The sequence below is a fragment of the Herbiconiux sp. VKM Ac-1786 genome (assembly GCF_015350805.1).
Classification (GTDB): Bacteria; Actinomycetota; Actinomycetes; order Actinomycetales; family Microbacteriaceae; genus Herbiconiux.
Genome location: NZ_JADKSG010000001.1, coordinates 1,265,020 through 1,278,576 on the forward strand (window position 1 = coordinate 1,265,020; position 13,557 = coordinate 1,278,576).

At 69.6% G+C, this 13,557-nt stretch carries 12 protein-coding genes; 8 read left to right on the forward strand and 4 right to left on the reverse strand.

Annotation, left to right across the window (positions count from 1 at the left end):
• The first annotated feature begins 17 nt into the window (after nt 1-17).
• Both rhaI and ITJ64_RS06340 read left to right on the forward strand, forming a co-directional pair.
• Nucleotides 18-1,184: an L-rhamnose isomerase gene (gene rhaI / locus ITJ64_RS06335; protein ID WP_194679860.1), complete on the forward strand. Its 1,167-nt coding sequence runs from the start codon at nt 18-20 to the stop codon at nt 1,182-1,184.
• Between the two features lie 110 nt (nt 1,185-1,294).
• A complete protein-coding gene (locus ITJ64_RS06340; protein WP_194679861.1) occupies nt 1,295-2,194 on the forward strand; it encodes an EamA family transporter in 900 nt (299 codons plus the stop codon).
• Nucleotides 2,195-2,225: 31 nt separating this feature from the next.
• Here the strand turns inward: ITJ64_RS06340 and ITJ64_RS06345 are convergent, their stop codons facing one another.
• From ITJ64_RS06345 to ITJ64_RS06355, 3 genes are read right to left on the reverse strand one after another with little or no spacing between them, the layout of a single operon-like run.
• Complete coding sequence (locus ITJ64_RS06345; protein WP_194679862.1) at nt 2,226-3,392, reverse strand: ABC transporter substrate-binding protein; 1,167 nt, start codon at nt 3,390-3,392, stop codon at nt 2,226-2,228.
• A 43-nt stretch (nt 3,393-3,435) separates the two neighbouring features.
• The gene (locus tag ITJ64_RS06350; protein WP_370545064.1) at nt 3,436-4,062 is read right to left on the reverse strand and encodes a flavin reductase family protein; all 627 of its coding nucleotides are present in this window, start codon (nt 4,060-4,062) and stop codon (nt 3,436-3,438) included.
• Nucleotides 4,055-5,164, reverse strand: coding sequence for a DUF1989 domain-containing protein (locus tag ITJ64_RS06355; protein ID WP_194679863.1), 1,110 nt, complete (start codon nt 5,162-5,164; stop codon nt 4,055-4,057). The genes ITJ64_RS06350 and ITJ64_RS06355 overlap by 8 nt, the downstream gene beginning before the upstream one ends.
• Nucleotides 5,165-5,263: 99 nt before the next feature.
• Here ITJ64_RS06355 and ITJ64_RS06360 point away from each other — a divergent pair, with 99 nt between their 5' ends.
• On the forward strand, nt 5,264-5,938 hold the full coding sequence (locus ITJ64_RS06360) for a GntR family transcriptional regulator (protein WP_194679864.1): 675 nt from the start codon (nt 5,264-5,266) through the stop codon (nt 5,936-5,938).
• Between the two features lie 24 nt (nt 5,939-5,962).
• On the opposite strand, the gene xylA is transcribed toward ITJ64_RS06360, so the two are convergent.
• Nucleotides 5,963-7,156: a xylose isomerase gene (gene xylA / locus ITJ64_RS06365; RefSeq protein WP_194679865.1), complete on the reverse strand. Its 1,194-nt coding sequence runs from the start codon at nt 7,154-7,156 to the stop codon at nt 5,963-5,965.
• A 269-nt stretch (nt 7,157-7,425) separates the two neighbouring features.
• Here xylA and chvE point away from each other — a divergent pair, with 269 nt between their 5' ends.
• The 5 genes from chvE to ITJ64_RS06390 all read left to right on the forward strand — a co-directional run bounded on the left by chvE (nt 7,426) and on the right by ITJ64_RS06390 (nt 13,518).
• Nucleotides 7,426-8,550 (forward strand): multiple monosaccharide ABC transporter substrate-binding protein, encoded by a 1,125-nt coding sequence (gene chvE / locus ITJ64_RS06370; protein ID WP_194679866.1) that lies wholly within the window; start codon nt 7,426-7,428, stop codon nt 8,548-8,550.
• A 99-nt stretch (nt 8,551-8,649) separates the two neighbouring features.
• On the forward strand, nt 8,650-10,179 hold the full coding sequence (gene mmsA, locus ITJ64_RS06375; protein WP_194679867.1) for a multiple monosaccharide ABC transporter ATP-binding protein: 1,530 nt from the start codon (nt 8,650-8,652) through the stop codon (nt 10,177-10,179).
• Nucleotides 10,180-10,184: 5 nt separating this feature from the next.
• Nucleotides 10,185-11,405: a multiple monosaccharide ABC transporter permease gene (mmsB, locus tag ITJ64_RS06380; RefSeq protein WP_194679868.1), complete on the forward strand. Its 1,221-nt coding sequence runs from the start codon at nt 10,185-10,187 to the stop codon at nt 11,403-11,405.
• Between the two features lie 132 nt (nt 11,406-11,537).
• Nucleotides 11,538-12,740 carry an ROK family transcriptional regulator gene (locus ITJ64_RS06385; RefSeq protein WP_194679869.1) on the forward strand — a complete coding sequence of 401 codons (1,203 nt, stop codon included), beginning with the start codon at nt 11,538-11,540 and terminating at the stop codon, nt 12,738-12,740.
• 34 nt (nt 12,741-12,774) lie between these two features.
• Nucleotides 12,775-13,518 carry a DeoR/GlpR family DNA-binding transcription regulator gene (locus ITJ64_RS06390; protein WP_194679870.1) on the forward strand — a complete coding sequence of 248 codons (744 nt, stop codon included), beginning with the start codon at nt 12,775-12,777 and terminating at the stop codon, nt 13,516-13,518.
• Nucleotides 13,519-13,557: the final 39 nt, after the last annotated feature.

A 13,557-nucleotide genomic window follows, 5' to 3' on the forward strand; every position in this document is an offset into this window, starting at 1 on the left:
GACAGGACGAATTTCCCATGGTGCAGTTCAGCGACATCGCCTCCGAGCTCGAACGCCAGGCGATCGAGCTCCCCTCCTGGGCCTTCGGCAACTCCGGCACCCGCTTCAAGGTGTTCGGCACGCCGGGCACCCCGCGCACTCCTGAGGAGAAGATCGCGGATGCAGCAGAGGTCAACCGCTACACGGGCCTCGCCCCGAAGGTGGCGCTGCACATCCCGTGGGACAAGGTGTCCGACTACTCGGCCCTCCGCTCCTACGCGAACGACCTCGGCGTCGAGCTCGGCACCATCAACTCGAACACCTTCCAGGACGAGGCCTACAAGTTCGGCTCGCTCACCTCGAGCGACCCGGCCACCCGCCAGAAGGCGATCGACCACCACCTCGAGTGCATCGAGATCATGCACCTCACCGGCTCGCAGGACCTCAAGATCTGGCTCGCCGACGGCACGAACTACCCGGGGCAGGGCGACATCCGCTCGCGTCAGGACCTGCTGGCCGCCTCGCTCGAGACCATCTACGGCGCGCTCGGCGAGGAGCAGCGGCTCGTGCTCGAGTACAAGTTCTTCGAGCCGGCTTTCTACCACACGGATGTTCCCGACTGGGGCACCTCGTACGCCCACGTCGCGGCGCTCGGCGACCGCGCGTTCGTCTGCCTCGACACCGGCCACCACGCGCCCGGCACGAACATCGAGTTCATCGTCGCGCAGCTGCTGCGCCTCGGGAAGCTCGGCTCGTTCGACTTCAACTCGCGCTTCTACGCCGACGACGACCTGATCGTCGGTGCGGCCGATCCGTTCCAGCTGTTCCGCATCCTCTACGAGGTCGTGCGCGGCGGCGGCTACGACGTCGACTCCCCGGTGGCGTTCATGCTCGACCAGTGCCACAACGTCGAGGAGAAGATCGTGGGCCAGATGCGCTCGGTGCTGAACGTGCAGGAGATGACGGCGCGCGCGCTGCTCGTCGACCGCGCCGCGCTGCTCGAGGCGCAGAACGCGAACGACGTGCTGGGGGCGAACGCCATCCTGATGGACGCCTTCTACACTGACGTGCGGCCCTCGCTCGCCGCCTGGCGTGAGTCGCGCGGCCTCGCCGGCGACCCGATCGCGGCCTTCAAGGCCTCCGGGTACCAGGAGCGCATCGTCGCCGAGCGCGTCGGCGGCGCCCAGGCCAGCTGGGGCGCCTAGCCCCTGTCCTGCGGCGCTCCGGCGCCGCACCCCCGAGCCGCGGCCCGGGTCTCCGGTGGTGGGAGACCCGGGCCGCTTCCGCGCGCCCGCAGAGGCCGTAGGGTCGGAGGGTGAAGGACGAGGCGGCAGCGGCACGGGGGCGGACGACCGCAGGGGCGGCCACCCAGCTCGGCACCGAGGTGAGCATCAACCTCGGCTCGGCACTGGCGGGCCTCGTGATCCCGGTGGTGGGCGCCTTCGTCGTGGTGGCCGCGCGGCAGCTCGTGATGGCGGCCGTCGTGCTGCCGTTCTACCGGCCGAAGCGGGCCGAGCTGACCTGGGCGCGGCTGTGGCCGGCCCTCGCCCTCGGCGTCGCGCTCGCGGTGATGAACGTCTCGTTCTACCAGTCGGTGCATCTGCTCGGCCTCGGCATCGCGGCGACGATCGAGTTCCTCGGCCCGCTGACGCTCGCGCTGGTGGCGAGCCGGCGGCTGCTCGACGTGGTCTGCGCGGTGGCCGCGGGCATCGGGGTCGTGATGCTCACGGGGCTCGACGGCACGATCGACGGATGGGGCGTGCTGCTCGCCCTCACCGCGGCGGCGGCCTGGGCCGCGTACATCGTGCTGACGAGGCGCGTGGCCGTCGGCCTCCCGGGGCTCGAGGGGCTGAGCGTGGCGGGCATCGTCAGCCTCGTGCTCCTGCTGCCGTTCGCGATCGCCACGTTCGACGCGGGGGCCTTCGACTGGGGGGTCGTCGCCCTGCTGGTCGGGGTGGGCATCCTGTCGTCGGCCCTGCCCTACAGCCTCGACACGTTCATCCTGCGTCGCATCACGCCCCGCCTCTACGCGATCATCACCGCGTTCGGCCCGGTGGTGGCCGCGGTGTTCGGCTGGCTCATCCTGAGCGAACAGTTCACCGTGCTGGAGGTGATCGCGATCGCGCTGGTCTGCGTGGCGGCCGGAACCGCCATCGCGACGCAGCGCGACCGCCCCCGGCCGCCGCTGGAGCGCGTGGCCGAGATCACGCCCTAGCCGGTCGAGCCGGAGCCAGGGAGCGACCGGTTCAGAACCCGATCGACGGGTCGATGAACTCGTTCGTCACGATCGTCTCGGGCGCGACGTCGGGCGCGGTGGTCGCCCCCTGCTTCTCGAACAGCGGCGTCGTGATGTCGATGATCTTCTGCACCCGGTCGAGGTCGAAGTTCCCGACCGTGTCGTCGTCGCCGTTGCCCACGAGCCCCAGCGAGACCTGGGTCGCCGCCGAGTAGTCGGCCACGCCCTGGGTGTAGACCCACCCGTTGTCGAACTCGTCGACCGCCTTCAGGATGAGCGCGTTGGTGGCCGCCGGGTCGGCGTAGTAGTCGACGGTCGCCTGCTGGATGACCGGCACCAGCTTCGTCAAGCAGGGCGAGAGCGACTCGAGGTCGCCGCTCCGCACCGAGAGCGCCGAGGCGTAGATCGGGTAGCCCGCGTCGTGGATCAGCTGGTACGCCACAGGCTTCCGCCAGTCCTCGAGCTCGTTCTCGTAGACGTAGGGCTCGACGGTGGCGAAGCCCTGCTGCGCGTCGGCTCCGTCGGCCGCCACGAAGCTCGCGGGGGTGCCGTCGTAGCCCCCGTCGACGTGGTCGAGGGGCAGGATGCCCGACCCGGTCAGGTAGTCCATGTACGTCGCCCCGCCGAAGTACCGCACCACCGCATCCGTCTCGCCGAGCTCGGCGATGGTCTTCACGTCGGGATAGGTCGCCGGATCCCACATGATGATCTGCGGCCCGACCTCGAACGGCGCGAAGACCGCCGTGGTGGGCATGTCGGCCGAGAGCTGCACGGCCTCGTCGGTGTTGGCGTAGCCGAGCGTGATGCTCGGGTCGGAGTACTGCTGGCTGGTCACGCTCTGGAAGCCGATCGCCGGGCCGCCCGAGCGCACCTCGACGTCGACGCCCGTGTACTCGCCCGAGGCGAACAGGGGGCCCGAGACCGACTTGGCCCCGGCGTCGACGCGGGCATCCGGGCCGATCAGCTGGTAGAGGTCGCCCTGCTCGGCCTCGGGGTTCCAGTCGGTCTGGATCACGACCGTCGCGGGGCAGTCGGCCGAGAGGTCGACCGAGCCGATGGTGAGCGAGGGGTCGGGGCTCGCCGAGTCGGTTCCGGATGCGGTGGCCGAGCAGGCGGTCAGTGCGGCCACCGAGACGACGAGCACGCCGGCGGCGAGGGCGGTGCGGGTGCGGGACATGGGTTCTCCTTGAATGGGGTGGAGCACGAGATGGAGCGGGAGGTCAGAGCTCGTCGACCGTGGTCGACGTGGCGGCGCCGCCGACCGTGAAGCGGTCGCGGGTGGTCGTGTAGAAGCTGGCGCCGAACCGGGCGACGGGCGCGTAGCCGGCGAGCCGCACCCGCCAGGTCTCGGTGTCGATCAGGTCGTCGCGGGTGTGCAGCGAGACGATCCGCCCGAAGAACACCTCGCGGCTCGCGGTCTCGAGCTTCTCGTGCAGCACGCACTCGAGCGCGACGGGGGCGGCCTGGATGGTCGGCGGCGCGACCACGAGCGACGGCGTCGTGGCGAGCCCCACCGCGGTCAGCTCGCTCACCCCGTGCGGCAGGTTCTCGCCGCAGCGGTCCGCGGCCTCCGTGAGCGGCTCGTCGACGAGGTGCACGACGAACTCCCCGCTCGCGTCGATGTTGCGGGCGGTGTCGCGGCGGCCGGTGGGGCTCGTGCGGTTCAGGCTCAGCATCACGAGCGGGGGCTCCTCGCCGATCATCCCGAACATGCTGAAGGGGGCGGCGTTGACCACCCCGCCCGCGTCGACCGTGGTGACGAGCGCGATCGGGCGCGGCACGATCAGGCTCGCCATCAGCTTGTAGCGCTCGTACTCGCCGAGCACCGTGAAGTCGACGTCAGGCACGGTGCGCCGCCGCCCACCACGCGAGCAGCACGTCGCGCAGGGCGTCGCCCGCCGAGGTGTAGAGGTCGCGCCGCCAGAGCCGCTCGAGCAGCTCGGCCGAAGCCTCCGAGAGCACGACGGGCACCGCCTCGTACCGGATCGGCGTGTTCACGAACGCCGGTACGTAGGACGGGTCGCGCGTCAGCGCCCGCTCGGTGCGGATCACGGGCTGCCGGAACTGCGCCGGCGTGCGCTGCGTGTCGTAGGCCTTCAGCTCGGGCACGGCCGCGAGGTCGGCGGCGGATGCCCGCCAGCGCGTGATCCGCACCGGCTTGATCGCGAAGTTGCTCGTCTTCATCACGTCGGCGCCGCAGATGTTCGGCACGGCGAGCACGTCCATCACCGCGAGCAGCTCGACGTGGTCGCCCGGCTGCGACGACTGGTGGTGGATGGCGGGCATCCCCCCGTCGACCGTCGTGCTCATGAAGAGGTTGAAGGAGTCGTGCACGTCGTCGGGGGTGAGCCCGTACTCGCGCTGCGCCTCGGCCTGGATGTCGGCGCAGTTGGTGTGCGCCGCGAAGCCGTAGGCCGTCTCGTAGAGGTTGGCGCTGCAGCGCGGGAACACCACGTCGTTGACGTGCACGGTGTCGGTGAGGATGAACATCATCGCCCGCTCCCGCGGCGGCGACGACCACAGGAAGTCGCCCGCCCCGGGGTTGATGCCGTGCAGCGTGCGGGTGCGGCCGGTGTGGAAGAACTCCCGGTAGTCGTGAAGGTTGAAGACGTTGAAGTCGACGCACTGGGCCCCGTCGAGCTGCTCGACGCGCAGCAGCTCGCCGGCCCGCACCTCGACGGCCTTGCCGGTTCCGGGCTCGAGCACGAACTCCTCGAGCAGCTCGCGCTCGTCGGCGACCGGATGCTCGATCCGGCTCGTCCAGTCGTCGACCCGCCCCGTCACGGCCGGCACCGGCAGCGGCACGATCGCGTCGTCGGCGCTCTCGCGCAGCGCCCGCGCCACGAGGCCGGACAGGTCGTCGGCCTCCCCGGCGGTGAGGCTGCGGTCGAGCAGTTCGCGCTGCTGCTGGTTGAGGCTGAGTTCGAGGCGGGTGAGGAGATCGGTCATGCATTCAGTATGCGGTACAGAGCGTTTTGGTATACGTAAACTCTGCGTTTCGTGCACGTTACAGGCGGGGCGCGACCGCTGCCGCCGTATACTCGCAGCATGCCCCGCGCCGAGAACGCCTACGCCGCCCTGCGCGAGGCGATCATGGAGAATGCCCTCAAGCCCGGCACGAAGCTGCCCGAGAGCGACCTCGGCGAGCACTTCGGGGTCAGCCGCACGCTCATCCGCGCCGCCCTCGCCCGGCTGGCCGGCGAGGGGCTCGTCGACATCGGCAAGACCAAGTCGGCGACGGTCGCGCAGCCGAGCCGGGAGGAGGCGCTCGACGCCTTCGAGGTGCGCCGCGCCCTGGAGCGGGAGGTGGTGCGACTCGTCGCCCTGCGCTGGAGCGACGAGGGCGAGCGCATCCTGAGCACGCAGATCGACGAGGAGCGGCTCGCGGCCGACGAGGGCGACCACAAGCGCTCGGTGCGGCTCGGGGCCGAGTTCCACATGCTGCTCGCGGGGCTGACGGGCAACGCGCTGCTGCGCCGCTACCTCGAGGAGGTGGTGGGGCGCACGACGCTGATCCTCGCGGTGTACGGGCAGGCGCATCCGCAGCACGACAGCCTCGCCGAGCACGTCGCCCTGGTCGAGGCGCTGCGGGCGGGCGACGGCGACGAGGCCCAGCGGCTGGTCGACGGGCACATCGCCGCGGTCGAGCAGCGGGCCCTCACGCAGGATGCCGGCGAGTCCGAAGACCTCGCCGGCATCCTGAGCCGTTTCACCCAGCGCTAGCGCCGGGCCGGGGGGCGGGGCGCGCTAGGAGCGGGCGCCCGTGAGGTGCTCGAGCGCGAGCTGCTGCAGGCGCACGAAGCCGAAGCCCTTGCCGTTGAAGTACGCGTCGGCGTCGAACTCCTCGTAGGCCGCGGTGTCGGCCAGGAACGCGTCGTACGACTCGCCCTCGCCGAGGGTCGGCACCGAGAGCTCGGGCACGCGCGAGGCGGCGAGCGCCTCCTGCACCTCGGGGTCGGCGCGGAAGGCCGCGGCGCGCTCCTTGAGGATGAGGTAGGTGCGCATGTTGGCCTTCGCCGACTCCCAGACGCCGGTCTCGTCCTCGGTGCGCGAGGGCTTGTAGTCGAAGTGGCGGGGGCCCTCGTAGGACGGGCCGCCGTTGGGGCCGCCGTTCTCGAGCAGGTCGACCAGCGCGAAGGCGTTGTGCAGGTCGCCGTGGCCGAACACGAGGTCCTGGTCGTACTTGATGCCGCGCTGCCCGTTGAGGTCGATGTGGTAGAGCTTGCCCTGGTAGAGGGCCTGGGCGATGCCGGCCGCGAAGTTCAGGCCCGCCATCTGCTCGTGGCCGACCTCGGGGTTGACGCCGACGAGCTCGGGGCGCTCGAGGGTCTCGATGAACGCCAGCGCGTGACCGACGGTCGGCAGCAGGATGTCGCCGCGGGGCTCGTTGGGCTTGGGCTCGATGGCGAAGCGGATGTCGTAGCCCTTGTCGGTGACGTAGTCGCCGAGCAGGTTCACGGCCTCGCGGTAGCGCTCGAGGGCCGAACGGATGTCCTTCGCGGCGTCGTACTCGGCGCCCTCGCGGCCGCCCCACATGACGAAGGTCTTGGCGCCGAGCTCGGCGGCCAGGTCGAGGTTGCGCAGCACCTTGCGGAGCGCGAAGCGGCGCACGGCGCGGTCGTTCGAGGTGAAGCCGCCGTCCTTGAAGACGGGGGCCGAGAACAGGTTCGTGGTGACCATCGGCACGATCACACCCGTGTCGGCGAGCACCTGCGTGAGGCGGTCGATCTGGGTCTGGCGCTCTGCATCCGTCGAACCGAAGGCGAACAGGTCGTCGTCGTGGAAGGTGAGGCCGTAGGCACCGAGCTCGGAGAGCTTCTCGACGGCGTGCACCACGTCGAGGGGGGCGCGGGTGGGGCCGCCGAACGGGTCGGCGCCGTTGTAGCCGACGGTCCACAGACCGAAGGAGAACTTGTCGTCGCGGGTGGGGGTGTAGGACATGGCGGAGCTCCAGTTCAACGTCTTTGGTGAGTCGCTCCGGCGAGGAGCGCGCGCAAAAGTTATCGGTCCCAACATATTCGGAACGAGCATCCGGTGTCAAAGATCACGATTCGGAAACAGGATGATCGCGCTCTATCAAAGCTTTGCGTTGCGCTCGACAGGGGTATATGTTTCGTGAGTCAACAAAGATGCACCAGGAGTTGACGCCTTACAAGGGAGTAATGGCTTCATGCCTTCCCCTTCACATCACGAAAGGGACTGACACCACCATGTCAATGACGAAGAAACTGATGGCGCTCGCCGTCGTCGGCGGTCTCGCCGCCAGCCTCGCCGCCTGCAGCTCGGGCGGCTCCACCGACGCCGGCAGCACCGGCGGCGCCCAGGTCGCCGACTGCAACGTCGGCATCTCCATGCCGACCCGCAGCCTCGAGCGCTGGATCAACGACGGCGAAGGCCTGCAGAAGAAGCTCCAGGACGCCGGCTGCACCGTCGACCTGCAGTACGCAGACAACAAGACCGAGCAGCAGATCTCGCAGATCCAGAACCAGGTCGCCGGCGGATCGAAGATCCTCGTGGTCGCCGCCATCGACGGCGAGACGCTCGGCCCGGTGCTCGCCGACGCCAAGAAGCAGGACATCACGGTCATCGCCTACGACCGCCTGATCAACGGCACCCCCGACGTCGACTACTACGCGACCTTCGACAACTACAAGGTGGGCCAGCTCCAGGGCCAGTACATCGAGGAGCAGCTGGGTCTGAAGGACGGCAAGGGTCCGTTCAACCTCGAGCCCTTCGCCGGCAGCCCCGACGACAACAACGCCGGCTTCTTCTTCCACGGCGCGTGGGACGTGCTGCAGCCCTACGTCGACAGCGGCAAGCTGGTCATCCCCTCGGGCAAGAACCCCGAGGGCGAGGACGGCTGGAAGGCCATCGGCATCCTCGGCTGGGGCTCGGACGACGCCCAGGCCGAGATGGACAACCGCCTCTCCTCCTTCTACACGGGCGGCGAGAAGGTCAACGTGGTGCTCTCCCCCAACGACAGCCTGGCCCTCGGCATCGAGGCCTCGCTGAAGTCGGCCGGCTACACCGCCGGTGCCGACTACCCGGTCATCACCGGTCAGGACGCCGACAAGGCGAACGTCGAGGCCATCCTCAACGACCTGCAGTCGATGACCGTCTGGAAGGACACCCGTGCCCTCGGTGACCGCGTCTTCGACATGGTCCAGTCCATCGCCGCCGGCGAGGAGGTCGAGGTCAACGACACCGAGACCTACGACAACGGCGAGAAGGTCGTGCCGGCCTACCTGCTCGACCCCGAGGTGGTCGTGAAGGACGACGTGCAGACCAAGCTCGTCGACTCCGGCTTCCTGAAGGCCTCGGACATCGGTCTCTGACCTGCGCTGAAGCGCTGACACCATCGGCGGCGGCCTCCCTGAGGCCGCCGCCGATCATCCTGTTCAACCCCCCTTTGCTTGAAGAGAGCGACGCGACCCATGAGCAACGCGATTCTGTGGATGCGCGACATCACCAAGGACTTCAACGGTGTGAAGGCGCTCGACGGCGTCTCGATCGTCGTGGAGCGCGGTGAGGTGCACGCCATCTGCGGTGAGAACGGCGCCGGAAAATCCACCCTGATGAAGGTCCTGTCCGGCGTGTACCCGCACGGCAGCTACGGCGGATCCATCGAGTTCGAAGGCCACCCGACCGCCTACAAGACCATCAACGACAGTGAGCACGACGGCATCGTGATCATCCACCAGGAGCTCGCCCTGAGCCCCTACCTGTCGATCGCCGAGAACATCTTCCTCGGCAACGAGAACGCCAGCCGCGGCATCATCGACTGGAACAAGACCAACCGCGAGGCGGCCGTGCTGCTCGCCCGCGTCGGCCTGAACGAGAACCCGGCCACGCCGGTGCTCGAGCTCGGCGTCGGCAAGCAGCAGCTGGTCGAGATCGCCAAGGCGCTGTCCAAGCGCGTGAAGCTGCTCATCCTCGACGAGCCGACCGCCGCGCTGAACGACGACGACTCCGAGCACCTGCTGACCCTGATCAACCACCTGCGCGAGCAGGGCATCACCTGCATCATCATCAGCCACAAGCTGAAGGAGATCCGCAAGATCGCCGACACCGTCACGATCATCCGCGACGGCAAGACGATCGAGTCCTTCTCGATGAAGGAGGCGGATGCGACCGAGTCGCGGATCATCCGCTCGATGGTCGGCCGCCCCCTCGACAACCAGTTCCCGCCCCGCACGCCGAACATCGGCGAGGAGTACTTCCGGGTCGAGAACTGGACGGCCTACCACCCGGTCGACACCGAGCGGAAGGTCGTCGACGACGCCTCCTTCACCGTGAAGGCGGGCGAGATCGTCGGCTTCGCCGGACTGATGGGCGCCGGGCGCACCGAGCTCGCGATGAGCATCTTCGGCCGCTCCTACGGCACGAACATCTCGGGCAGGGTCTTCAAGGGCGGCAAGGAGATCCAGACCCGCACCGTGAGCGAGGCCATCCAGAACGGCCTGGCCTACGCCACGGAGGACCGCAAGAAGTTCGGCCTCAACCTGATCGGCGACATCTCCGAGAACATCTCGGCCGCCGCGCTGAACAAGCTCGCCAAGGGCGGGGTGGTCGACCGCAACCAGGAGAACAAGGTGGCCGACGGCTACCGCGCCTCGATGAACATCAAGGCGCCCTCGGTGTCGTCCATCGTGGGCAAGCTCTCGGGCGGCAACCAGCAGAAGGTCGTGCTGTCGAAGTGGATGTTCACCGGCCCCGACGTACTGATCCTCGACGAGCCCACCCGCGGCATCGACGTGGGAGCCAAGTACGAGATCTACGGCATCATCAACCAGCTCGCCTCCGAGGGCAAGGCGGTCATCGTCATCTCCTCGGAGCTGCCCGAGCTGATCGGTCTCTCCGACCGCATCTACACCATCTCCGAAGGCCGGATCACCGGCGAGGTCGTCCGTGAGGACGCGACGCAGGAAACACTCATGCACTACATGACCGCGGGAAGGGACTGACCCCGATGACGAACACAGCCACCGAAGCACCGACCGAGCCCTCGGGCCCGGCCCCGGTCAAGTCGCCCCGCCGGATGCGGGTCGACCTCCGTCAGTACGGCATCCTCGCCGCCCTGGCGATCATCATCCTGCTGTTCGAGGTGCTCACCAACGGGCGCCTGCTGATGCCCGGCAACATCAACAACCTGATCCAGCAGAACTCCTACGTGCTGATCCTCGCGATCGGCATGGTGATCGTCATCATCGCCGGCCACATCGACCTCTCGGTCGGCTCGGTCGTCGCGCTGGTGGGAGCGGTCGCGGCCCTCGCCATGAACAGCTGGGGCCTGCCGTGGTGGGCCGCCGTGCTGCTCGCCCTCGTCGTCGGCGCCGTGATCGGTGCCTGGCAGGGCTTCTGGGTCGCCTTCGTCGGCATCCCGGCGTTCATCGTGACCCTCGCGGGCATGCTGATCTTCCGCGGCCTGACCCTCGTGCTGCTCACCGGCGGCACCATCTCGGGCCTGCCCGACGAGTTCACCGCCATCGGCGCCGGCTGGCTGCCGCCGTTCCTCGGTGAGGCGCTCGACGGCCGCGACACCCTGACGCTCGTGCTCGGCGTACTGGCCTCGGCCGCCTTCATCGTGCAGCAGGTGCGCACCCGCGCCACCCTGCGCAAGCTGGAGCTGCCGCGCGAGCCCGCCGTCTCGGCGATCATCAAGAGCGCCATCCTGGTCATCGCCGTGATGGCGCTGGCCTGGCAGCTGAGCGCCTACTCGGGCACCCCGATCATCCTGATCATCCTCGCCGTGCTCATCCTGCTGTACACCTTCGTGCTCAACCGCACCGTGTTCGGCCGGCACGTCTACGCGATGGGCGGCAACCTGTTCGCCGCGCAGATGAGCGGTGTGAAGACCCAGTGGGTGAACTTCTTCATCTTCGTGAACATGGGAGTGCTCGCCGCCCTCGCCGGTGTGGTCGCCACCGCCCGCGCAGGATCGGCGGTCGCGAGCGCCGGCCAGAGCTACGAGCTCGACGCCATCGCCGCCGTGTTCATCGGTGGAGCGGCCGTTCAGGGCGGTGTCGGAACCGTCGTCGGCGCCGTCATCGGTGGTCTCGTGATGGGCGTGCTGAACATGGGCCTGTCGATCCTCTCGGTCGACGCCGCCTGGCAGCAGGCCATCAAGGGCATGGTGCTGCTGCTCGCCGTGGCGTTCGACATCATCAACAAGCGGCGGTCGGGCCGCTGACACGCGCGCCGGTCACCCGGCGTTAAGCTTCGGGGGCGGTCGTCACAGCGGCCGCCCCCTTCGCATCCCCACCGTCCGCACCATCCCGCTGTCCGCCCACCCGCTCATCCGTCGCCGCTCGAGGAGGTCGCCGTGTCCGTCCTCGGTACTCCGCGCCCGGTCAGCGCCGGCGTCGGCAACAGCAACGACCAGACCCGCCGGCACAACCTGTCGACCATCCTGACCACCCTGCACCACGGCGGGGCGCAGACGCGGGCCGACCTCACCCGGCGTCTCGGCCTGAACCGCTCGACGATCGCCGCCCTCGTCGGCGAGCTCGTCGACCTCGGCCTCGCCCACGAGACCGCGAGCACCGAGCACGGCGGCGTCGGCCGGCCGAGCCCGACCGTGACGCCCTCGGAGCAGATCGCGGCCATCGCGGTGAACCCCGACACCGACGCCATCATCATCGGCCTCGTGGGGCTCGGCGGCGTCGTGCACAAGCGCATCCGCTACGAGACCGCGGGCGTGCCGACCGTGCGCGAGACGGTCAACATCGTCAAGGCCGTGATCGACGGGATGCGCAGCGAGCTCGACGCCTCCTTCCGCATCGCGGGCGTCGGCATCGCGGTGCCCGGCCTGGTGCGCGCCGGCACCGGCGTGGTCACCCTGGCCCCGCACCTCGACTGGCACGACGAACCGCTCGCCGAGCTGGTGACCGAGGCGCTCGGCTACCCCGCCACCGTCGCCAACGACGCGAAGGCGGGCATCATCGCCGAGAGCGTCTACGGCGCCGGACGCGGGATCGACGACCTCGTCTACGTCAACGGCAGCGCCAGCGGCATCGGCGGCGGCGTGCTCGTCGGCGGCGTGCCGCTGCGCGGGGCCCAGGGCTACGCCGCCGAGCTCGGCCACATCAGCGTCGCCGGCAGCGGCATCGACTGCCACTGCGGCCGGGTCGGCTGCCTCGAGACCGAGGTGCACCTCGCGGGGCTCCTCGCCGCCATGGGGCGCGACCACCTTGACGCCGACGAGTTCGACCAGCTGCTGCTGACCAGCTCCGACCCGGCCGTCGAGGCCGAGATCACCCGGCAGCTCGACGTGCTGACGCTCGCGCTGGCAGACTTCGTGAGCGTGTTCAACCCCTCGCGCATCCTGCTCGGGGGGTTCCTCGGGTCGCTGTTCGCCGCGCATCCGGAGCGCATCGTCGAGGGCGTGCGGGCCGCGTCGTTCGCCCAGCTCGCCGACGAGCTCACCATCGAGCGGGCCCAGCTGCGCTCGCGCCTGCTCGTTGTGGGCGCGGCCGAGATCGCCTTCGAGCAGCTGCTCGCCGACCCGGCGGGCATGTGGGCGTGAGCGCCCGCGTGATCGCAGTGATCGGGGTGCCTCTGTGATCGGGGCCGAGCGCCGCGAGCTGCTGCTGGCGCGGCTCGCCGAGCACGGCATCATCCGGCTCGAGGAGTCGGCGGCCGCCCTCGGCGTCTCGACCATGACGGTGCGCCGCGACCTCGAGGCGCTCGAGCACGAGGGCGTCGTCGCCCGGGTGCGCGGCGGGGCCGTCGCGACCGTGAAGGCCCGCTCCTTCACCGAGCGGCAGGGCGTCGACGACGCCGCGAAGACCGTCATCGCCCAGAAGGCGCTCGACCTCGTGCCCGCCACCGGGTCGATCGCGGTCGACGCCTCCTCCACCTCGGGCCACCTGCTGGCGCAGCTGCGCCCGGCCACCGATCTCGTGGTCGCCACCAACTCGGCGCACAACCACGCCCGCGCCCGCGCCGTGCGGGGCGTGCGCGCCGTGCTGCTCGGCGGCGAGCTCGAGCCCCGCACCGAGAGCTTCGTCGGCCCGATCGCCTGCGCCGCGGCCGGCATGCTCACCTACGACCGCTTCTTCACCAGCGCGAGCGCCGTCGACGCCGAGCACGGCACCACCGAGACGATCATCGAGGAGGCGCAGGTCAAGCGCGAGCTCGTGCGCGCCGCCCGCGAGACCGTGCTGCTGCTGGACTCCTCGAAGCTGTCGCGCCGGGCCATGGCCGTGGCCATCCCGTGGTCGGGCATCTCGATCCTCGTCACAGAGCTCGATCCGGCGGATGCGCGGCTCGACCCGCTCCGCGACCTCGTCGAGCTGCGCTGAACCGACCGCCGTTTCGACCGCTCCCGGTGCCCGCCCGTT

Bases quoted from the DNA above. Each gene is read 5' to 3' on its own strand.
- mmsA (WP_194679867.1), top strand. From the start codon at position 8,650: ATGAGCAACGCGATTCTGTGGATGCGCGACATCACCAAGGACTTCAAC.
- mmsB (WP_194679868.1), top strand. From the start codon at position 10,185: ATGACGAACACAGCCACCGAAGCACCGACCGAGCCCTCGGGCCCGGCC.
- xylA (WP_194679865.1), bottom strand. From the start codon at position 7,156: ATGTCCTACACCCCCACCCGCGACGACAAGTTCTCCTTCGGTCTGTGG.
- rhaI (WP_194679860.1), top strand. From the start codon at position 18: ATGGTGCAGTTCAGCGACATCGCCTCCGAGCTCGAACGCCAGGCGATC.
- ITJ64_RS06345 (WP_194679862.1), bottom strand. From the start codon at position 3,392: ATGTCCCGCACCCGCACCGCCCTCGCCGCCGGCGTGCTCGTCGTCTCG.
- ITJ64_RS06360 (WP_194679864.1), top strand. From the start codon at position 5,264: ATGCCCCGCGCCGAGAACGCCTACGCCGCCCTGCGCGAGGCGATCATG.
- ITJ64_RS06355 (WP_194679863.1), bottom strand. From the start codon at position 5,164: ATGACCGATCTCCTCACCCGCCTCGAACTCAGCCTCAACCAGCAGCAG.
- chvE (WP_194679866.1), top strand. From the start codon at position 7,426: ATGTCAATGACGAAGAAACTGATGGCGCTCGCCGTCGTCGGCGGTCTC.